Source organism: Gudongella sp. QWL-04, assembly GCF_058683975.1.
In genome coordinates, this window is the sequence record NZ_CM178754.1 from 2,335,967 (window position 1) to 2,355,513 (window position 19,547).

General features: G+C 39.1%; 19 protein-coding genes. 14 read left to right on the plus strand and 5 right to left on the minus strand.

Features of this window, described 5'->3' with window-relative positions:
* Nucleotides 1–59 precede the first annotated feature (59 nt).
* Complete coding sequence (gene rlmD, locus AC4PHB_RS11595; RefSeq protein WP_492136586.1) at nucleotides 60–1,427, plus strand: 23S rRNA (uracil(1939)-C(5))-methyltransferase RlmD; 1,368 nt, start codon at nucleotides 60–62, stop codon at nucleotides 1,425–1,427.
* 346 nt (nucleotides 1,428–1,773) lie between these two features.
* On the opposite strand, the gene AC4PHB_RS11600 is transcribed toward rlmD, so the two are convergent.
* Nucleotides 1,774–2,295: a LysE family translocator gene (locus tag AC4PHB_RS11600; RefSeq protein WP_492136587.1), complete on the minus strand. Its 522-nt coding sequence runs from the start codon at nucleotides 2,293–2,295 to the stop codon at nucleotides 1,774–1,776.
* Between the two features lie 65 nt (nucleotides 2,296–2,360).
* The gene (locus tag AC4PHB_RS11605; RefSeq protein WP_228881566.1) at nucleotides 2,361–2,768 is read right to left on the minus strand and encodes a DUF2000 domain-containing protein; all 408 of its coding nucleotides are present in this window, start codon (nucleotides 2,766–2,768) and stop codon (nucleotides 2,361–2,363) included.
* Nucleotides 2,769–2,929: 161 nt separating this feature from the next.
* On the opposite strand from AC4PHB_RS11605, the gene AC4PHB_RS11610 reads away from it, so the two are divergent.
* The 3 genes from AC4PHB_RS11610 to AC4PHB_RS11620 all read left to right on the plus strand — a co-directional run bounded on the left by AC4PHB_RS11610 (nucleotide 2,930) and on the right by AC4PHB_RS11620 (nucleotide 4,971).
* Entirely contained in the window at nucleotides 2,930–3,814 is an 885-nt protein-coding gene (locus tag AC4PHB_RS11610) for a LysR family transcriptional regulator (protein ID WP_492136588.1), read from the plus strand.
* Nucleotides 3,815–3,911: 97 nt separating this feature from the next.
* On the plus strand, nucleotides 3,912–4,064 hold the full coding sequence (locus tag AC4PHB_RS11615; RefSeq protein ID WP_492136589.1) for a hypothetical protein: 153 nt from the start codon (nucleotides 3,912–3,914) through the stop codon (nucleotides 4,062–4,064).
* Entirely contained in the window at nucleotides 4,024–4,971 is a 948-nt protein-coding gene (locus AC4PHB_RS11620; RefSeq protein WP_492136590.1) for an epoxyqueuosine reductase, read from the plus strand. The genes AC4PHB_RS11615 and AC4PHB_RS11620 overlap by 41 nt, the downstream gene beginning before the upstream one ends.
* 116 nt (nucleotides 4,972–5,087) lie before the next feature.
* Here the strand turns inward: AC4PHB_RS11620 and AC4PHB_RS11625 are convergent, their stop codons facing one another.
* From AC4PHB_RS11625 to AC4PHB_RS11635, 3 genes are read right to left on the minus strand one after another with little or no spacing between them, the layout of a single operon-like run.
* Nucleotides 5,088–6,656, minus strand: a complete 1,569-nt coding sequence (locus AC4PHB_RS11625) for a recombinase family protein (protein ID WP_492136591.1) — start codon at nucleotides 6,654–6,656, stop codon at nucleotides 5,088–5,090.
* A gap of 4 nt (nucleotides 6,657–6,660) precedes the next feature.
* Nucleotides 6,661–7,074 carry a hypothetical protein gene (locus AC4PHB_RS11630; protein ID WP_492136592.1) on the minus strand — a complete coding sequence of 138 codons (414 nt, stop codon included), beginning with the start codon at nucleotides 7,072–7,074 and terminating at the stop codon, nucleotides 6,661–6,663.
* Nucleotides 7,075–8,301 carry a recombinase family protein gene (locus tag AC4PHB_RS11635; RefSeq protein WP_492136593.1) on the minus strand — a complete coding sequence of 409 codons (1,227 nt, stop codon included), beginning with the start codon at nucleotides 8,299–8,301 and terminating at the stop codon, nucleotides 7,075–7,077.
* Between AC4PHB_RS11635 and AC4PHB_RS11640 the strand changes: the two genes are divergently transcribed.
* The 10 genes from AC4PHB_RS11640 to AC4PHB_RS11685 all read left to right on the plus strand — a co-directional run bounded on the left by AC4PHB_RS11640 (nucleotide 8,295) and on the right by AC4PHB_RS11685 (nucleotide 19,472).
* Nucleotides 8,295–9,080: an REP-associated tyrosine transposase gene (locus tag AC4PHB_RS11640; RefSeq protein ID WP_492136594.1), complete on the plus strand. Its 786-nt coding sequence runs from the start codon at nucleotides 8,295–8,297 to the stop codon at nucleotides 9,078–9,080. The genes AC4PHB_RS11635 and AC4PHB_RS11640 overlap by 7 nt on opposite strands.
* Nucleotides 9,081–9,111: 31 nt before the next feature.
* Nucleotides 9,112–9,918 carry an IS256 family transposase gene (locus AC4PHB_RS11645; RefSeq protein ID WP_492136595.1) on the plus strand — a complete coding sequence of 269 codons (807 nt, stop codon included), beginning with the start codon at nucleotides 9,112–9,114 and terminating at the stop codon, nucleotides 9,916–9,918.
* A 372-nt stretch (nucleotides 9,919–10,290) separates the two neighbouring features.
* Nucleotides 10,291–11,046 carry an SDR family NAD(P)-dependent oxidoreductase gene (locus AC4PHB_RS11650; RefSeq protein ID WP_492136596.1) on the plus strand — a complete coding sequence of 252 codons (756 nt, stop codon included), beginning with the start codon at nucleotides 10,291–10,293 and terminating at the stop codon, nucleotides 11,044–11,046.
* A gap of 28 nt (nucleotides 11,047–11,074) precedes the next feature.
* Nucleotides 11,075–13,438 (plus strand): glycyl radical protein, encoded by a 2,364-nt coding sequence (locus tag AC4PHB_RS11655; protein ID WP_492136597.1) that lies wholly within the window; start codon nucleotides 11,075–11,077, stop codon nucleotides 13,436–13,438.
* 20 nt (nucleotides 13,439–13,458) lie between these two features.
* Nucleotides 13,459–14,400, plus strand: coding sequence for a glycyl-radical enzyme activating protein (locus AC4PHB_RS11660; protein ID WP_492136598.1), 942 nt, complete (start codon nucleotides 13,459–13,461; stop codon nucleotides 14,398–14,400).
* Between the two features lie 148 nt (nucleotides 14,401–14,548).
* Nucleotides 14,549–15,625, plus strand: coding sequence for an AraC family transcriptional regulator (locus tag AC4PHB_RS11665; RefSeq protein ID WP_492136599.1), 1,077 nt, complete (start codon nucleotides 14,549–14,551; stop codon nucleotides 15,623–15,625).
* Between the two features lie 317 nt (nucleotides 15,626–15,942).
* A complete protein-coding gene (locus AC4PHB_RS11670) occupies nucleotides 15,943–16,983 on the plus strand; it encodes a hypothetical protein (RefSeq protein ID WP_492136600.1) in 1,041 nt (346 codons plus the stop codon).
* A gap of 104 nt (nucleotides 16,984–17,087) precedes the next feature.
* A complete protein-coding gene (locus AC4PHB_RS11675) occupies nucleotides 17,088–18,194 on the plus strand; it encodes an SLC13 family permease (protein ID WP_492136601.1) in 1,107 nt (368 codons plus the stop codon).
* Between the two features lie 73 nt (nucleotides 18,195–18,267).
* Complete coding sequence (locus AC4PHB_RS11680) at nucleotides 18,268–18,726, plus strand: DUF3788 family protein (RefSeq protein WP_492136602.1); 459 nt, start codon at nucleotides 18,268–18,270, stop codon at nucleotides 18,724–18,726.
* 29 nt (nucleotides 18,727–18,755) lie between these two features.
* On the plus strand, nucleotides 18,756–19,472 hold the full coding sequence (locus AC4PHB_RS11685; RefSeq protein WP_492136603.1) for an SAM-dependent methyltransferase: 717 nt from the start codon (nucleotides 18,756–18,758) through the stop codon (nucleotides 19,470–19,472).
* Nucleotides 19,473–19,547 lie beyond the last annotated feature (75 nt).

The following is a 19,547-nucleotide window of genomic DNA, read 5'->3' on the forward strand; positions in this document are numbered from 1 at the left end:
AGTTATAGCCAAAAGGGGAGGACACAAAGGTCTTCCCTTGATTTATTAGGAGGAATAGTATGTCAAGAAAGAATAGACTTATTGAATTTAAGATAGAGAGACTAGATTTTCCCAATAAAGGAATCGGAGAATTTGAGGGGAGGTCAGTCAGAATCAAGGGAGGCTTGCCAGGACAAAGGATTACAGCCAGGGTTTCCAGGAGACGAAAGGACTATTGGGAGGCAAAGCCTGTCGAGGTGCTTGAAAGATCCCCTTTAGAAACTCAGAAAGGTTGTGCTCAAATCGGAATTTGCGGGGGATGTTCCTACCAAGCACTGACCTACGAGAATGAGCTGAAGCTCAAACATTCACAGGTTCAGGAGCTGTTCAACAAAGAGGAGCTAGGAATAAAATTGGAGTCAATTGAACCATCACCTATAGTAAGTGGATATAGAAACAAGATGGAATACACCTTCGGTGACGAGATGAAGGATGGCCCGCTTGCTCTTGGTCTTCACATGAAAAACAGATTCTATGAGGTTGTTAATACTGATGACTGTAATATCGTGCACAAGGATTTTACTATGATAAGGGAGGCCGTGAGAAGCTACTTTGACAATCTGGGAGTACCATTTTATAACAAAAGAAATCATGAGGGCATTCTTAGACATCTTGTAATCAGAAAGGCTCACAGCACTGGGGAAATCCTTGTAAATCTTGTTACCACAAGCCAGAAAGCCATTGACAGAGAATTGTTTAAAAATATGCTTCTGGAACTGATGGGGAATATTGAGGGCAGCATAACCGGAATAATACACACAATAAATGACGGACTTGGAGACACAGTAATAGCTGATTCAATGGAGCTTTTATACGGGAAGGATCATATTAGGGAAGATATCTTGGGTCTCAAGTTCGACATATCCCCGTTTTCTTTTTTTCAAACCAATACTTCATCTGCGGAAAGGTTGTATTCAATAGCCAGGGAATTTGCAGGGGAGAAGCATGACAGGATCATATTCGACCTTTATTCCGGTACAGGAACAATAGCCCAAATGATGGCGGCAGTGGCAAAAAAGGTTATCGGCATAGAAATAGTAGAGGAAGCTGTTGAAAAGGCAAGAGAAAACGCCAAGCTTAACGGACTGGACAATGTACAATTTATTGCTGACGACGTATTCCACGGTGTAGAGTCTCTTGAGGATAAGCCCGACTTGATAATTCTTGATCCTCCTAGAGACGGTATACATCCTAAATCCATAGATAAGATCATAGATTTTCAACCGGAGACCTTCGTATATGTATCCTGTAATCCTGTGACTCTTGTAAGGGATCTTAAGATATTCGTAGATAAGGGTTACGAAATTAAAAGAGCAAAATGTGTGGATCAGTTTCCAAAAACTCCTCATGTGGAGACGGTTACATTGATAACAAGGGTTAAGAAGTAAGTGAAGCAAGAAGCCAGTAAATAAAGGCTTTTCGGGGTTTGAACGTGAAAATCAGAGGAGCAATAATCTTAAAAATATCTGTTCGCGGAAACAAGTCCAAAGGCATGATATTTTAGGTGACAGAGCGATTTAGATAACATGGGTTTGCGTGTGGTCGATTTAGATAACATGGTCTTGCAGTGGTCAATTTAGATGTTATACGGATTTTGCAAGGTTGAGAGAGCAGGTTAAATGTAAAACTTAAAAATGTGCCGCTGATATAGCGACACATAGAAATTTGGCAGGTACATTTTCACTTCAGCGAAATGTTGAATTTTGACCTTTTCTATAGTGCTTGAATAAGCACTTAGAGCACACCCGATACCATGACTGCAGAATATAATAAAAATAATGCCATAACAATATTTGTAGCCTTTTGATGCTTCTGTAAAAAATCCTTAAATATGCTGCCGAAAAGAATCCAAGTAATAAATGCCAGAAATCCAATGAGAGTAATGCATAACACATACATTGCCAGCATTAGTGAAGATGTATAGTAAGGCAAAACAAAGCTGGGTATAACCGTCAGGGTAAAAAGAACAACCTTTGGGTTGATGAATTGCATCAAGAATCCTGCCATAAATGTCGAAGTCAACGAGTGATTCGCTACTTGCTTAGATGATTTTATTCTGAAGATTTGAACTGCCAGATAAGCGATATACAATCCACCTATGACCTTCATGGCAGGCATAATGGTTGGCAAAACGGTCACAAGTGCCACATTCAGCGTAGCAGAAATTGAAAGCAAGATTCCAAAGGCAATGGTTGCACCAAAGGTGTATTCCATTGCCTTTTTGACGCCCGAATTATGCACAGTTGACAAAATCACGACATTGGTGGGCCCTGGAGTAAACGTTACTATAGCACAGTATATAAAAAAAGATAAAATATTCATTATTTATGCAATTCGAATCCTTTCAGTAAACGATCAACCTGATTTTTCTTCCCTCTGATGCCAATTCCAACTAAATTTAGTTCGTCTGTTCTAAATTGAGCGACGATAGCACGATTATCCTCATCATTGTAAGTCTTGAATAATTCCTCAGTATATATTGAGATAACAACATCCTTTGTCAATGCCTTCTGCAGCAGATCTTTCATTTGATCACCAGTAGCCGCGTGAATCATTATTGGCTGCTGCGACATGGGTAGATAGTGTACATTATCCTTGTCTATATAAGGTTGGCCGATAATATCCTGGGTTCCAGATATACCACTCATCAGAAAGGCTGTTACATTCAGTTCTTGCCATGGATCGAGATCGTTTCTTAAAACAATTTTTATTTTCGTATCAAATTCCATCAAATCGTCTCCTTAGTTTAATTAAGAATTTTAGAAAGCAAGTGTTTCATATTCTTGTGTTTCCTTTTTCTATGTGATATTATAATTCAACAAACAAATTCAGTCAAATTGAAACGATTGAATTATAGGTTCAACAATATTGAATCGATGCGAGGTTGTTGATGGAACTAAAAAATTTACTCACAGTCAAAAAAATAATTGAAACCGGCAACTATCAAAACGCTGCAAGGGCGCTAAATTATGCGCAATCAACCATCACGTTTCAAATAAAGCAGCTTGAAAGCGAGTTGGGAATACAGATTTTCGAAAAGAATGGCAATAGAATGGAGCTGACACAAGCAGGATTAGGCATTCTTCCAATCATTGATCGAATCCTGGCGGCAACGGAAGAACTCAGCAGCTACAGAGGCAACATCGGGGAGGTTCGAGGCACACTCAAAGTTGCCTTACCGGAGACACTGATTACATATCAAATGCAACCGATTCTTCGGACTTTTAAAGAAAAGGCCCCCAATGTGAAATTATCGCTTCAAGTAATGAACTGCTATGCTATTCAGGAGCATTTGCAAAATGGCGAAATAGACATCGCTATCCACTACGAAATTGGTAGATACCCCAGAAGCATTACAAGTAACGCAATAAAATCCTATCCGCTCGTCTTGGTTGCGTCACCGGCTTTAGATGAAAATCAGCGTAATTTCATAAGTTCAGGGCAGAAGAAGTCTATATGTCATATTCAGAATGATCCTAATGCACTATATCTTAAAATCTTCCATCAATATTTGAAAGAAAAAGATATATGCTTAGAGACCGGGCTTGAGTTATGGAGCATAGAAACGATTAAGCAGAGCGTAATGAGTAACTTGGGAGTTGCCTATCTACCACGTTTTACGGTGGAGACTGAGTTAAAACAAGGCAAGATGATTGAAATTGAAACGGAAATTCGAGATGGAGAGATCGCTGCTATATTTGCGTATAATAAAATCAAATGGATGAGTCCCGCAATGGATCTGTTTCTGCGAATATTGACCGAACATTTCAAGTAAAATTCAATTTAGGCGATATGATTCGTTAAGTATATATTTTTTGTATTTCAAGCACTTAAATCATAAAAAAAGCAATCTAACCATAAAGGGGGTAAATATGGAATCAAAAGAGATCAAGGAGTTTGGCTTTCAATTGGGATATAGTAAAGTGGGCATCACTTCTGCGGACGGCTTTCCTGATTATGTAAAAGAGGTGGAGTCCAGAGGTGATGAATTCAGTATTCTATCTTTTACGACAACCAATCCATAAAAAAAAAGATGCACATCCAAAAATTAAGATGCCCGACGCTAAATCCATCATTGTTTTGGTTTATGACTATTTCAAATATGACTATCCGGAAGAACTCACAAAAATGATTGGCAAAGCCTATCTAGGGCGTTGCTACGGTCCTCAGCCCGGTACCATAAACTATGCAAGACTACAATTGATGAAGGATTATTTGTCTGAAAATGGCTGTAAAGTAGATTCCTCCATCGGTCTGCCTGCAAGATGGGCAGGAGCGCAGGCTGGTGTGACAACCTTTGGCCGAAACAATTTTGCCTATGCAGAAGGCTGTGGCTCTTATATCATCATCAGCACCATTGTTGTAGATAAAGAATTGGAATATGATGAACCCACTATGGAATGTAAATGTCCTCCAAATTGCAGGATGTGTATAGATACTTGCCCCATGCAGGCTATTTATGAACCGTTCCATTTGAATCCCAAGAAATGTATTTCTTTCAACAACTGGATGACACAGGCGGGCAGAGAACCAATCTCCATTCATATTCCGAATGAGGTGCGGGAAAAACTGGGTTGTCATATCCATGGTTGTGACATTTGTCAGGATGTTTGCCCTCGAAATCATGCAAAACGCCAGATGCCGAAAAAAATGGACCCATTCATAGAAGCCATAGCAAAGGATATTACCTTGCCAAACATTCTGCATATGACTGAGGAGTTTTATAAAAAACGCATTAATCCTATTATGTATAATTACATAAAGGATAAACGCTATTTCCAGAGAAATGCGGCGATTGCCATGGGCAATTTGGAAGATGAAGCATTCATTCTCGATTTAGAAATGGAATTAAATAATCCTGACGAAATGATTCGCGATGCGGTAGAGTGGGCGCTGCAGAAAATCAAAGTGAAAAACAAAGTGTTCGATTGAATACCAAGGTTTAAAAGAGGTGGAATTATCTTTGAGTTAAAACAACGCAATATAGTTCATAAACTTGAAAGCACTCTACACAATATTATTGAAGAGTGCCTTCGCCTTATTTAACCTTAATTTTCAACATCCACCATCAAGCCGGACTTAAATTCCACAGTGAATTTATCCTCATAGACAGTGACCTTTTCAATCAGCCGCCGGACAAGCGTCTCGTCGTATTCGGTCAGGGCAGTGGGCTGCTCTTGAAGAAATGCGCTCATGTCTTTGATACGTTTTTGCAGTTCATCCCGACCGAGGTTCTCGACCTGAGCCTTCTGCTTCTCCTCACGCAGGCGATAGATTTCATCACCAACCTTCTCGTAGTCTGCCTTTGAGCTGGCGAGCTTCAAGAGCTCTGCTTGCAGTTCTGTAAGCCGTTTATCGATTGCGGTGAGGGTATGACTATTTTCGTGACAAATAACGGTTTCGATGTTTTTCTGCAGCGTGATGAGAAAATGATCTTTATCATACAATGCTTGGTTGATGGCCGTGACCATCACTTGCTCTAGGGCGCTCTCAAGTACCGTTCGAGCCTCGCAGAACAGGCCGGTGTTCTCTAATCGGCTGACACAGCGCCAAACAACTGATTTCTTGCCTCGGTTGTTCCAGTGAACCCTGCGGAACACTTCGCCGCAGCCACCACAGACAATCATGTTAGAGAAACAGTGGATGCAGCTAAAGGTCCTGTTTTTACCGTTTGGGCTGGTGTGGACGATGCGGCGTTGGATGAGTTCCTCTTGCACCCGCATGAATATTTCACGTGGGATAATGGCCTCATGGCTGTTTTCCACATAATACTGTGGGACGACGCCGTGGTTCTTTACTCGAGTCTTTGTGAGGAAGTCAGTGGTGTAAGTTTTCTGTAAAAGGGCATCCCCAATATACTTTTCATTTCGTAGGATTTGATTGATATTGCTGGTATGCCATTTTTCATTCCCGGCACCATTAAGAATGCCGTCTGCTTCAAGGCCGCGCTTGATTTTCAGCATGCTGGCACCTTCGAGGTATTCCCGGTAGATACGTCTAATGATTTCTGCTTCCTCGGGGACAACGATCAGGCGCTTGTTCTCATCCTTAGTGAAACCGAGGAAGCGGTTGCAGTTGACCTGGATTTCGCCCTGCTGGTAGCGGTATTGAAGCCCCAGCTTCACGTTCTGGCTTAGGGACTGGCTTTCCTGTTGAGCAAGAGAAGCCATGATGGTGAGCATGACCTCGCCCTTAGAATCCATGGAGTTAATGTTTTCCTTCTCAAAGAAAACGGGAATGCTTTTTTCCTTAAGCTGCCGGATGTATTTCAGGCAGTCCAGAGTATTTCGGGCAAACCTGCTGATGGATTTTGTAATGACCATGTCGATGCTGCCCGCCATGCACTCATCGATCATTCGATTGAATTCTTCACGCTTCTTGGTGTTGGTACCTGAGATGCCGTCATCAGCATAGATGCCTGCTAGCGTCCAATCCGGATGGCCGTTGATGTAAGCTGTGTAATGCTCAATCTGCGCATCGTAGCTGGTAGCCTGTTCATCACTGTCGGTTGAAACCCTACAGTAGGCAGCAACACGGAGTTTTGGTTTTTCTTCATCACTATCTTTTCGGGTATGCTTCCTAGCTGGAAGCACCGTAACAGTTCTATTTGTCGCCAATCGTTTATACCTCGCTTTCTATTAGACTATAGGCGTATGCCGCCTGTGCAAAGGGATCATCAAAAACTTGTGTTCCTTCGATGATGTGGAAGGTAGTGGGGTAGGCGGCTACTTTATCTTCTTTAGGTTCGCGTATCCTGCCGAGAGCAGATGCCCGTTTAAACCGTTCCTCTTGAACAGCAGTAAAGGTATCTGGATCAATGATTGCCGGGTAATAATCATCGCCAAGGTAATGGGGATTTTTGAGTATATTACCGATTCCAGCATGAAAGGCATCAATGCCCACTTTAATTGTAGCTGTCCTTAAGGCATCGCCCGACAAGTATGCCTGGTATAGCCATTTTATCTGTCCGGCGGCTTTGTCGTCGATTACAGCTATTCCATTTTCTATTCTGTAGCCAAATGGGGTGTGGCCCATTTATTTCACCAACCTTTCTTTTAGCGTAATGCCACATTTCAATATGAATCCAATTTCCGTCCTCGAGTAGACAATAATGCGATCTACAAACCTGCTGAAAAGTTCGTCGTCAAAGCCATTTTGCATGGTGGATTTTGTGGCAAACTGGAGGAGGGCACTAACTTCACTCAGATGACGCGAATCGTTGCTGATGAAACTAATTAGAGATTCCTTCCGGCGCTGCAGTTGTCCAGCTTCCTGTAAGAGCTCGTTGTTTCCTCTAGTGTAGACAGTAGGCTCAAGATAGCCTCGAGTCTGTAGGCCCATAAGAACTTTTCTCTGTTCTTCGATGTCTACAAGCTTTTTGTCGATTTCAACTAAGGTTTCCATGCTATTATTTGAATCAATGCCTCTCAGACTCAATAGGAGAGGTCTGAGAACGATTTGGTGCCCGAAAATGAGTTTGTTCATCATGGTGACAAAGGCAAACTCAAAATCGGAATTAGAAATGTATTTCATGGAGCATTTCTCGATTTCCGTGATATGTGTATTGCAGCTCCAGGCAATGTATTTTTTACCGCTGGAATGGATACGGCGTTTAAATGTAGCACCACACTCGCCACATATGATTTTGCCAGAAAAAGGGTAGCGGTTTTGATATTTCTCGTTTTGCTTATCTACGCCTTTTTCTTTACCGCGCTGTTCCATGACAAGTTGCGCGGCAGTATAATCCTCGTGGCTGATAATCGCCTCATGATGGTCCTGAATCAGGTATTGCTCACGTTCTCCACGGTTTACAAACCTGTTGAACTGACTGTCGCTGTAGGTCTTTTGAAAGATGGCATCGCCAATGTATTTCTCATTGCCAATCATCCCCCTAATGGTAGAAGAGGTCCAGCGACCGCCGTTCTTACCCTTAAGACCTCTGGCATTGAGATCCTTAGCAATCTTGTGAGCGCCTTTGCCGGACAAGACCTCAGAAAAAATGAACCGGACAATTTCAGCTTGATGTTTATTCACAACTAACTCACCATCAACAGCATCGTAGCCATAAGGGGAGCAGCCAATTTTATAGGTGCCATTTTGAAAGCGTCGTTGAATGGACCACTTGTTGTTCTCAGCAATGGATGCCGATTCTCCTTCGGCCAGTCCACTCAGGATCGACAGCAAAGAAAGCAACGGGGACGGTTCCTGTTGCTTTTTGTTTATTTCTATGTTACTTTCAAATTGAGGTGAATAAGATGCCAAGATCAGCCAGAGAAGCTAGTCCAACAAGCTGTTATCACATTATGATGAGAGGAATAAATAAGGATAAGATTTTCATCGAAACCAGACATAAGAAGCTCGTAGAAGAACTGATGGAGACCTTGTTACGAGAAAGTGGAGTTGAAATAATATCCTACTGCATAATGGACAATCATTTGCATTTGATCCTTAAAGGAGAACTTGGGGACATTTCCTTTGCTTTGAAGAAAATCAACACCAGATTTGCTATGAGGATCAATAAAGAACATAATAGAGTTGGGCACGTGTTCCAAGACAGGTTTAAAAGCGAGATAATTCATAACGATCAGCATTTACTTCAGGCAATAAGGTATGTGCACAACAATCCTGTAAAGGCTAAAATGGTTGCTAACCAAAAGGATTATCCATGGAGCAGCTATCGTTGCTATGTTGGCAGCGACAAGGGCATACTAGGAAAAGATGTAGTGGAAGAAGTATTAACGATTGCAGGAGGTATAGGAAACTTCACAGAATTCCACAATATTGAGGATTTTACTGAATTTTTGGATACGAATGAAGAGGTTGATAACAACAGACTTGATCATGCACAGTCAATAATTAGTGGTTTTTGCCTTGATAAAGGAATCATAGAAATCGGAAGAGTGAACCAGTCAGAGCATTTATATGAATTGATTTCCATACTATTGGGCAAGTCGAATCTCAGCCATCGCAAAATTGCTGGATTACTTGAAGTAAACAATAATGTTGTACACTCGATTAGCAAGGGTCCTAGGAACGAATAAAAAGCACCAGGAACCGTCCCTGTTGCTTTACATGGTGTCAGATTTGTGTAAAAAACTTGATCCTATCGTTGATGCATTTAAATCAAGACCTCTGATATATGAATATCCATTTCTCATGGTAGATGCAATCTACATCAAAGCAAGAGAAAACAACAGAGTACGAAGCAAAAGTCTTTTGATAGCAATAGGCATCAATGAAGAAGGCAATCGTGAGATCATAGGATTTCATCTGTCTGAAAGCGAGTCAGAAACAAGCTGGGAAGAATTCTTTATCTACCTGAAACAAAGAGGACTTAAATCACCAAGATTGATAACATCCGATAACCATAAAGGACTCGTAAAAGCAATTCAAAAACAATTTCAAGGTTCAAGCTGGCAAAGATGCCAAACACATTTTTCAAGAAACATACTTGATAAAACACCAAAGTCACTACAGCCCTCATTAAAGGAAGATATTCGCAAAGTGTATGAAGCAATTGACATAGACAGTGCAAGAGCAGCTAAGAATGAGCTTCTCAACAAATATGCTGCAAGCGCCCCAAAAGCAATGGAACTACTTGATGAAGGCTTTGATGATGTAACAGCCGTACTAAGTCTACCCTTAAGGTACAGGAAAAGGCTTAGAACAACCAATGGTATCGAAAGACTCAACCAAGAAATCAGAAGAAGAGAAAGAGTCATTCGAATATTTCCAAATGAAGCATCCGCAATCAGGCTCATAGGAGCTTTGTTGATAGAACATGATGAAAAGTGGTCTACTGGTCGGAAATACTTTGAGATGGATGTCTACTATAGTACTGTGATCCAGAAAGACGAAGCAAAGACCAGAGTAGCATAGTTCGCAATTTATTCCACGTTTTTCTTGACAGCGAGCCTCTGACGGCATGGACCAAGCCATCGCAGGCATCCAGTCCGAAAGAGAACGGCATTTGGCACTGATGCCTGGCTAAAAACCTACCATGCCGCCTCCTCACTATCAAGAAGCTTTCGCGGCATAAACAGCTCTAATGGCTGAACGTAGGTCATAAAGATAATACCGAGGAATTTACACACTAATATGGACTTGACTTGCAGAACAATAGATACTTAAAACAACAAGCTAATATAGTTTATAAGCAACCTAATCGTTGCTTTTTTTTATATGATGGTACATATGGTATCTGATGTCTCAATGGAGTCTATTAAAAAATGTATATAGGAGAGTTGAATAATGTATAATTACAAAAAAGTATGCGTTGTAACTGGGGCATCCGGTGGAATTGGTAAAGCGATCGTCAAGAAATTTTATGACAATGATTTTCATGTAGTGTTGTTAGCTACTAATGAAGCCACACTTAAGAATACTATGCAGGAAGGTAATTACGATTTACGTAGAGTTGAATATTTCAGTTTAGATATTTCTAATGAAGAACTAGTAAAAAAGACTACTGCAAGCATAGTTGAAAAGTATAAGAGAATAGATGCCCTTGTTAATGCAGCAGGGATAACAGGGCGATATGATCCTACTATAGATTATTCTTTTGAAAACTTTAAAAGAATATACTCAATAAATGTTTTCGGAACATTTTTGATGATGCAGAATGTATTGCCTCAGATGGTTGAGCAGAAATCAGGTGCGATAGTAAATATAGGCTCTGTATCTGGAATGACGGGATATACATTTGAGATAGGGTACGGTTCAAGTAAATGGGCTGTTATTGGAATGACAAAAAATGTTGCAAACGAATATGGACAGTTTGGAATTAGAGCAAATTCAGTGTCACCAGGTTGGGTAGATACTGCAATGTTAAAAACGTCCCTAGAAAACTATAAGGAATTTAGTGATGCTAAGGTGACATTTGGACCGGCAGGCCGACCTGCGGAACCAGCTGAAATTGCAGACGTAGTATATTTCTTATGTTCAAACGAAGCACGATTTATAAATGGTTCAAACATATTAGTAGATGGCGGTATGATGCTAGGATAATTATTTAGGTAGATTGGAGGATATAATTATGCTTACTGGAAGAATACAAAAAATGAGGAATAAACTTTGGAATTCAAGGCCATCCATAACAGCAGAGAGATTGGTGCTTGCAACCGAAGCCTATAAAAAATTTGCAGGTGATGCTATTCCTATATTTAGAGCAAAAGTGGTAAAACACATCATGGAACACATGACTACTCTTATTATGGAGGATGAGCTTATTGTCGGGACAGCGACAAATAAGTATAGAGGTGCTAATTTACACCCGGAGTTTCAATCGAGTTCCTGGTATATTAGCGATATTGATGACTTCCCAACAAGGACAAAAGATCCTTATGCTATTTCTCCCGAGGATAGGGAACAAATTTTGGAAGCTCTAAAATATTGGGAAGGAAAGTCTATGGAAGATTTGGCTAAAACTTCTTCTCCAGCACATATCGAGGAATGTATAAAGGACGATATTATTGTAGTTGGTTTACATAACGGTGTTTCAGGCGAAACATTATGTGACCATGAAAAAATATTAACGGTCGGTCTTAGAGGATATATCAATGAGTGCCAGGCAAGCATTGACAAGACTGTTAGTACCGGAAAAGAAGATCAAGAAAAAATTGACTTTTGGACTGCATGCATTATTCAATGTGAAGGATTGATTGAATATGCACATAGAATGGCGGAGGAAGCAGAACGTCAATATGAAATATGTGAGGATGATGACAGAAAAAAAGAACTCATGGCAATAGCTGAAAATTGCAGAGTTGTGCCAGAAAATCCTCCTCAGAATTTCCACCAGGCATTACAGATGATATGGTTTGTCCATGTTTATTTTCATATTGAAGTATGCACAACAGCGAATGGGTTTGGAAGATTTGATCAGTATATGTGGCCGTATTATGAAAAAGATGTAATTAGCCAGAAGAATATAACAAAAGAATTTGCATTTGAGCTTCTTTGTTGTCTTTATTTAAAATCATGCGAAGTATACGAAGTTAGAGATAAGTGGTATGCAACATCGTTCGCCGGGTATCCAATGTGGCAGATTTTAGTAGTTGGAGGACAGACCAGAGACGGAAAAGATGCAACAAATGAACTATCGTATCTTTGCCTGGAGGCAGCAAATCAGCTTAAGACTACACAACCCGTAATGGCTGTTAGAGTATGGGATGGAACACCTGAGGAATTGATTAGAAAAGGATGTAAAATGGTACAGGAAGGTCAGGCAAACCCAGGATTTTTTAATGATTATACAGCTATGAAGATGGCATTAGGCAAGGGCTGCACAATTGAAGAGGCAAGAGACTGGACAATTATTGGATGTATTCAACCAGGACCTGGGGGCGGAACAGCAGACGGATCACCTGATGCAGGATATGTAAATATGGGAAAGATGATAGAATTTGTTTTACATAATGGAGTAGATCCTTCTACAGGGAAACTAATGGGATTAAAGACAGGAGATCCAAGAAATTTTAGAAATATTGAAGAATTTAAAAATGCTTTGAAGGAACAAATAATTCATCACTATAATTTAGTGAGAACCGGATACAATATAATGCAAGGCATACATATGTTACGGTATCCAGTTATATTTGCTTCTATGGTTACAAAAGGTTGTGTGGAGAGTGGAAAATCTGTTCAACAGGGTGGGGCAAAGTATTCTACAGCAGGTCTTTATGTAACAGGAGCAGCTAATTTGGCAGATTCAATTGTTGCAATAAAAAAATGCGTATTTGAAGATAAAGATATTACTATGGATGAATTAATTTCAGCTATTGATAATAATTTTGAAGGTGAAGAAAGAATCAGGCAGCTCCTATTGAACAAGCCTCCTAAATTTGGGAATGACAATGAACTCGTAGATGGAATATATAGGGAAATGATGCATTTTATTGCAGACAATGTACAAACCTGGCATGATGCCAGAGGAGGTACATATTCATTTAATGTTCATTCACAAACGGTAAATGTTTCTCATGGAAAAGTATGTGGTGCAACACCTGATGGAAGACGTGCTGGAGAACCTTTCTGTGATAATGCATCTCCAATGATGGGAAGAGATATAAGTGGTCCTACTGCTACTATAAAGTCTGTAGCATCTATGGGGCAAGAGGCTTTCCACGATGGAGCACTATTCAATTTGCGATTTGATCCTAAAGGGGTAGAAGGAGAGAAGGGATTAGCTACGATTGAAGGCGTTATAAAAACATATTTTGAAAATGGTGGAGAGCATATTCAGATAAATGTAGTTGATACAGAAACTCTTTTAGATGCTCAAAAAAATCCGGAAATGTATAAAGGTCTGATGGTTCGTGTGGCAGGATATATGGCGTATTTCACAGAATTAGATAAGAGTGCACAAGATACTATTATGAATAGAACAGCACATTTTTAATAGGCTAAGTAGGTGGTATTATGAATGGAAAACAATTAAGTGCACTTATAGGATCTATACAAAAATCCAGTATGGAGGATGGACCAGGAATTCGCACAACTGTTTTTTTAAAAGGATGTCCACTTCAATGCAGGTGGTGTCATAACCCAGAATTGATAAGCTTTAAACAGGAAATTATTGAGAAACCAAACAGCTGCATCATGTGTGGGTATTGTATAAAAAAGTGTCCAATAGATGGGGCTATTTACGTTGGAACTGATAAAAAGTCTCATATTGATAGAAAAAAATGCAATGGTTGTATTGAATGTGTGAAGTCTTGCTATGCAAATGGAATTCAGTGTGTTGCTAAAGAGATGACACCAGAAGAAGTTATCTATGAAGTTGCTAAAGATAAAGGTTTCTACGACAAGACCGGGGGCGGGATGACTGTCAGTGGAGGTGAGATCCTATCCCAGATAGATTTTATTGAAAGAGTAATAGGTTTAGCAGCCGAAAAAGGAATTAATACGTGCATAGATACATCAGGATTCGGTGATGGCGAACGACTTTATGAGTTAGCTTTGAAAGATAGTGTTACGGACATTTTATATGACATGAAATGCATTGATGATAAGGTGCATCGTGAGTTTACCGGTCAATCAAATGATATTATTTTAAGAAATTTGGGGAAATTAGCACATGATAATATAACAAATAAAAAGATCCAAATGCGAATGCCTCTGATAAGTAACGTGAATGATTCCTGGCGGATCATACAAAAGTCAGCAGACTTTTATATTAAAAATAATATATCAAATGTTACTTTGTTGCCCTATCACGATTTGGGAATTTCAAAAATGAGGAATATTGGACAGATACCAGACTTTTTTATGCCTCCTTCAAAAGAACATATCATAAGAATTAAGGAATATCTCGAAAATAAGGCAAATATGAAGGTTGATATATCAGGAATAGTTGATTAATGTAGCTTGGGCTAATTTGAGGTGCCCAAGCTTTTTTCGTTATCAACCGCGGATGATAAAGATAAAGGCTACATATATTCTAATAGATTGTGATAAAATGAGGTTAATAGCTTATGCATAACTTTATATTTTAGGGGGAGGGAAAATCTTGCTGATTGAAGAGAAAATATATGGGAAAAATAAGCCTTACCATTTTTCATTGGTAAATATAATCGAATATCCTCTCCATTATCATTTTGACATTGAAATAGTTTACGTAATTAAAGGAAACCTGACGATTCATCGGGGGTTCGACAATTTCCTGGTGAAAGAGGGAGATGTGTTTGTACTGAACAGTAGAGAGGTTCATGGCTTCTATGGAACAGGGGAGAAGAATAGAGTTTTCCTTTTGCAGATCAATATACAACATTTTTCTGCTTTATTTCCAGAGTTACACAGAAGTAGTTATTTCAGTTATGGACTGCCGCCAGAGGACCACCGATTGAGAGAGATGAAACATTTATTGAATAATATTATGGAAGCTTCCATATCTTCAATTGAGGAAGACCCAGTTTTTGTATCATATAAAATAGAGGATTTGATTGAGTGCTTGGAGGTAAGTTTCCCATATTTCTCATATGCAAATGGTCGCATTACAAGTGGAAATCATGATAACCCTGTGTTTGGAGATCGATTAAGGGAAATGATTTCCTACATTTATGAAAATCATAAAAATAAAATAACCTTGGATGAAATTGCTGAAATCCAGCATGTTAGCAGATTCTATTTGTCTCATATGATTAAACAAGTTGCAGGTATGAGTTTTCGAGAGTTTCTTTCCTTTGCAAGAATTGATATCTCACTGATTCCATTGTTAGGTACAACAAAAAGCATCAGTGAAATCGCCATGGAAGTTGGATTTTCAGATGTCCGATATTATAATAAATGGTTTGAACAATGGTTTGGTCAATCACCTCAGGAATATAGAGACACCTATAGTTCCATGATTATAAGTGATTCACATGGAATTAGGATGGAAGATCTTCTATCGAAAGGAGATCAATCCAATGGAAATGATTTTTCCAGTATGATATTTGATAAAAAACCAAGAAGGAACTCTAGAGAGCTGGAAGGCCTTTCTGATATGGAAAAAGCAGAATGGACTTTTTTAATGGCGCAGGTTTCAAATTTTCTTAAACGAAAAGGGTATGAGAATTTTGAATGGAATATAACTGAGCTTAAATGAAGGTAATTTTTATACCTTTAGTGGTATCAGCAAAATATGGAAGGTAAAGTTAACCAAAAGCTTTGTAGAGAGCACTCATTTTTCAAGGCAGGAATAGGTTGGGACCTATACAATTTCAGTGAGTGTCGCAAGTTATGTCCTCTTAAGCGGGGTGAAATAAATCAAAGAAAAACCTGTAACACTTAACTATAGTAAATCTGATACAACTTTAAATGGGACCCTATTTGTTTTTGCTGAAATTACTTGAATTAACTTGAATTAGCTATCATGATAATACCAAAGTATAATTAGGAATTTATAGAAAAGGGGAGATGAAAATGAAACAATTGAAAGTAGCATTACTTGGATACGGGATAGCAGGAAAAGCTTTTGCAGAAATATTGAATCAGACTCATGATAAAATCCTTCAAACTAAAGGTGTTGATGTAAGGGTCGTAGCAATTACAACCGGTAGTCGTGGATCACTCTATTGCATGGATGGCTTGGACCTGGTTGAAGCGACTCGACAGATTGCCAAGAGGGGAAAATTTGATGAAAACTCACTAGTTTTTAGCAAAATGAGTACTATGGATGTGGTAAAAACTGTTGATTATGACATAGTTCTGGAGCTTACACCACTGAACATTTTCACAGGACTTCCTGCAACTGATCATATCCGGGAAGCTCTCAAGAGAGGCAAGCACGTTGTATCTGCTAACAAGGGACCTCTAGCATGGCACTACAGAGAATTAAGAGACTTGGCTAAAGTTAACAACGCAAGCTTCTTCTTTGAAACTACGGTAATGGCAGGAACTCCTGTGTTCAATATGGCTGACAATTGCCTCCAATTCTGCAAGATAAATAAAATTGAGGGGATACTCAATGCAACAACAAATTACATTCTCAAGGAAATGTCAAAAAATATTCCCATTGAGGATATATTGAGAGCTGGAAGAGAAGGTGGTTTTATGGAAGCTGATGCATCAATGGATACCGAAGGTTGGGATGCTGCAGCTAAGTTAACAGTGCTTATGAATGCCATTATGGATGCTGATATAACACCTGATCTTATCGACCGTACAGGAATCAATGGGATTACTACCGACGATATTAACGATGCTAAGGCAAGGGGAAATGTCATAAAACTAATGTGTCGTGGCGAAAGACATGCTGATGGAACTGTGACTGGAAAAGTTGCACCTGAAGAGGTATCTGAAAGCGATGTATTCACAGATGAAAAACTGGTTGCAGTTGTTTCGCTGTACACTGATTTGATGGGTAAGCTTACAATGATGCAGTATGGTTTGGAGACCACCCAGACAGGATATGGTGTTTTTATTGATACTATCCGTGTGATAGATACTATTATACGTGGTTAATCACATTTCTTTGATTGATCTTGAAATAAGGTCTTTACCCTGATATATTCAATAGTGTTATAATCCCAAATCAATCTACAAAAATAATGGAAGAGAGTATTTGAATGGTAAATCTGATTCAAAATAAAATCAAAGAAGAGATCGTTTTTGTACTATCAACTTTGCTAGCGATCATAACTTCATTTCTTATAAAGCCTTCTATCGAAGCAATAGATGTCAAAGTAATTTTTTCGCTGTTTAGTCTAATGCTTATAAGTTTGGCCTTTGAGAAATTCAGTCTATTGGATGGTATAGCAATCTATATCCTGAGTTTGGTGCGTACTGAGAGAAGCATAGGTGTTGTTATGATTATTACAACAGCTGTGCTTGGGATGCTTATGACCAATGATGTTGCTCTTTTAACAGTTGTTCCTATAACAATAACAATGGCGAAAAAAGCTGATTTTGACCCCTTTAGGGTCATTGTCCTGGAAACGGCGGCTGCTAACATTGGAAGCAGCCTGACACCATTTGGAAACCCACAGAATCTATTCTTATATAGCTATTTTCACATAGATACCAAGGAATTTTTCTTGATCATCGCACCATTTGTTATTGCTGGAATGTTCTCTCTCATACTTATCAATATGAGGAATTCAAATAAGTTGATAGATGCTAACCTTGATAAGGTTGAGTTAAAGAGTGAAAGAAAAATCGCTTACTATAGTATTTTGTTTATCCTTGTTATTCTCTCAGTACTCCGACAGTTGGACTATAAGATGGTTACCTTGGTAGTTGTTGCCTCAGTAATTATACTAGATCAAGAGTTGATTAAGAAAGTTGATTATTATCTGTTAGGGACCTTTATAAGCTTTTTTATATTTATTGATAATGTAACGCGGATGGAGATCGTAAATATTTTTGCCCGTAACCTTATTGATTCACCACTAAAGGTTTTTACGATATCGGCCCTTTTATCACAGGTAATCAGCAATGTACCATCTGCTATTCTCATCAGTGGGTTTACACCGTTTTTTAGGGAACTATTTCTCGGTGTCAGTGTAGGAGGGATTGGCACTCTAATAGCATCATTGGCAAATTTGATCTCCTATAAAATTTATTATAAATCCTTCAGTGGAAACCAATACAAAATCTACTTCAATAAGTTAAATTCAGCACTTTTTATTTTTCTTGCAGCATTTATTGTTCTATCTAGGCAGCTTTTTTGGTAGGAAAGTAGCCGAAATCAAACTATTTCCGATGTTTTGTGGTTAAGGTTCAAGACTTACTTAGGAGGTATTTGATATGGGAATTAATAAAGTTCAATTACTAAGAGATCCCGACATTCAACCTTCAATCGATGTTATTTCAAAGGCCCTTGGTGGGGTATACGATACATACACTAAGTTTATTAACGAGCTTACAAATCACGATATCCATTTATCTTGGAGGTACTACAACGATGGTAAGGCTTGGTTGGCTAAGGGACTTCATAAATGGACCGGAATTCGAGGAGGTCAAAACGAGACAACAGTTTTTTGGCTTTCTATTTGGGATGGTTTTTTCAAGGTGACCTTTTATGTCCCTGAAAAATCACGTGCAGACATATACAATCTTCAACTTGGTGATGACGTCAATCTAATGGTAGCTGATTCAAATCAAATGGGAAAGCTTAAGTACTTTCCAATAACATTCGACTTAGACTCTGATGAAATGCTTAAGACCGTTTTCTTACTTGCTGATTTCAAGAAAAGTATTAAATAAGCATTTCTAATACTTAGGAGGATAGCTTTATGAAGAAATATTCTAGAACTGAAAAATATGACGAAAAATGGGTCAGCGAAAACTGGATGGGACCCAATCCTCTTTGGCTCCTTGAGGAATTGTGTGAGCATCTGGAGTTGAAGCCTGGAATGAAGGTACTTGATATGGGGTGTGGGAAGGGCATTACTTCAGTATTTTTAGCGAAGGAGTTTGGCGTAACGGTATTTGCAAACGACCTATGGATAAGTGCAACAGATAATCTAAAACGATTTGAGGATGCAGGCGTATCGGATCTGGTTTACCCTATTCATGCAGAAGCCCATGCACTTCCATACGCAGAGGGATTTTTCGATGTCGCAATTTCAATAGACAGTTACCAGTATTATGGAGCTGATGAACTGTACTTTCCATGCACCTTCTCAAAGTTGGTTAAGAGTGGCGGTCAATTTGGTATCGTAGTACCAGGTTTTACTAGAGAATTTGAGAAGGGCTATCCTGATACTCTTAAGGACTACTGGCATAATGAGATGTTCAGCTTCCACAGCAAGAGTTGGTGGAGACACCTTTGGGAAAAGACAGGAATCGTTGAGATTAAAGCTTGCTATGATATGGATGATCCAAAGAAAATATGGCGATCTTGGGCAGAGTGGTCAAAGGAAAATCTTGGATTCAACGATCTTGAATTTTTGGGTTCGGATACCGATAATGACATTGCGTTGATTATTATGAGTGGTATAAAGAGATAATGCACTGAGGGTGGTTGTTTTTTTCAGGGTGCTAATTAAAATAATATGAAAGAGTAGAACTCGGCTGATTACTTA

Excerpts from the sequence above, each read along its gene's own strand:
- rlmD (WP_492136586.1), top strand. The coding sequence starts at position 60 with ATGTCAAGAAAGAATAGACTTATTGAATTTAAGATAGAGAGACTAGAT.
- AC4PHB_RS11605 (WP_228881566.1), bottom strand. The coding sequence starts at position 2,768 with ATGGAATTTGATACGAAAATAAAAATTGTTTTAAGAAACGATCTCGAT.
- AC4PHB_RS11610 (WP_492136588.1), top strand. The coding sequence starts at position 2,930 with ATGGAACTAAAAAATTTACTCACAGTCAAAAAAATAATTGAAACCGGC.
- AC4PHB_RS11615 (WP_492136589.1), top strand. The coding sequence starts at position 3,912 with ATGGAATCAAAAGAGATCAAGGAGTTTGGCTTTCAATTGGGATATAGT.
- AC4PHB_RS11620 (WP_492136590.1), top strand. The coding sequence starts at position 4,024 with ATGAATTCAGTATTCTATCTTTTACGACAACCAATCCATAAAAAAAAA.
- AC4PHB_RS11630 (WP_492136592.1), bottom strand. The coding sequence starts at position 7,074 with ATGGGCCACACCCCATTTGGCTACAGAATAGAAAATGGAATAGCTGTA.
- AC4PHB_RS11640 (WP_492136594.1), top strand. The coding sequence starts at position 8,295 with ATGCCAAGATCAGCCAGAGAAGCTAGTCCAACAAGCTGTTATCACATT.
- AC4PHB_RS11645 (WP_492136595.1), top strand. The coding sequence starts at position 9,112 with ATGGTGTCAGATTTGTGTAAAAAACTTGATCCTATCGTTGATGCATTT.
- AC4PHB_RS11650 (WP_492136596.1), top strand. The coding sequence starts at position 10,291 with ATGTATAATTACAAAAAAGTATGCGTTGTAACTGGGGCATCCGGTGGA.
- AC4PHB_RS11655 (WP_492136597.1), top strand. The coding sequence starts at position 11,075 with ATGCTTACTGGAAGAATACAAAAAATGAGGAATAAACTTTGGAATTCA.
- AC4PHB_RS11660 (WP_492136598.1), top strand. The coding sequence starts at position 13,459 with ATGAATGGAAAACAATTAAGTGCACTTATAGGATCTATACAAAAATCC.
- AC4PHB_RS11670 (WP_492136600.1), top strand. The coding sequence starts at position 15,943 with ATGAAACAATTGAAAGTAGCATTACTTGGATACGGGATAGCAGGAAAA.
- AC4PHB_RS11675 (WP_492136601.1), top strand. The coding sequence starts at position 17,088 with ATGGTAAATCTGATTCAAAATAAAATCAAAGAAGAGATCGTTTTTGTA.
- AC4PHB_RS11680 (WP_492136602.1), top strand. The coding sequence starts at position 18,268 with ATGGGAATTAATAAAGTTCAATTACTAAGAGATCCCGACATTCAACCT.
- AC4PHB_RS11685 (WP_492136603.1), top strand. The coding sequence starts at position 18,756 with ATGAAGAAATATTCTAGAACTGAAAAATATGACGAAAAATGGGTCAGC.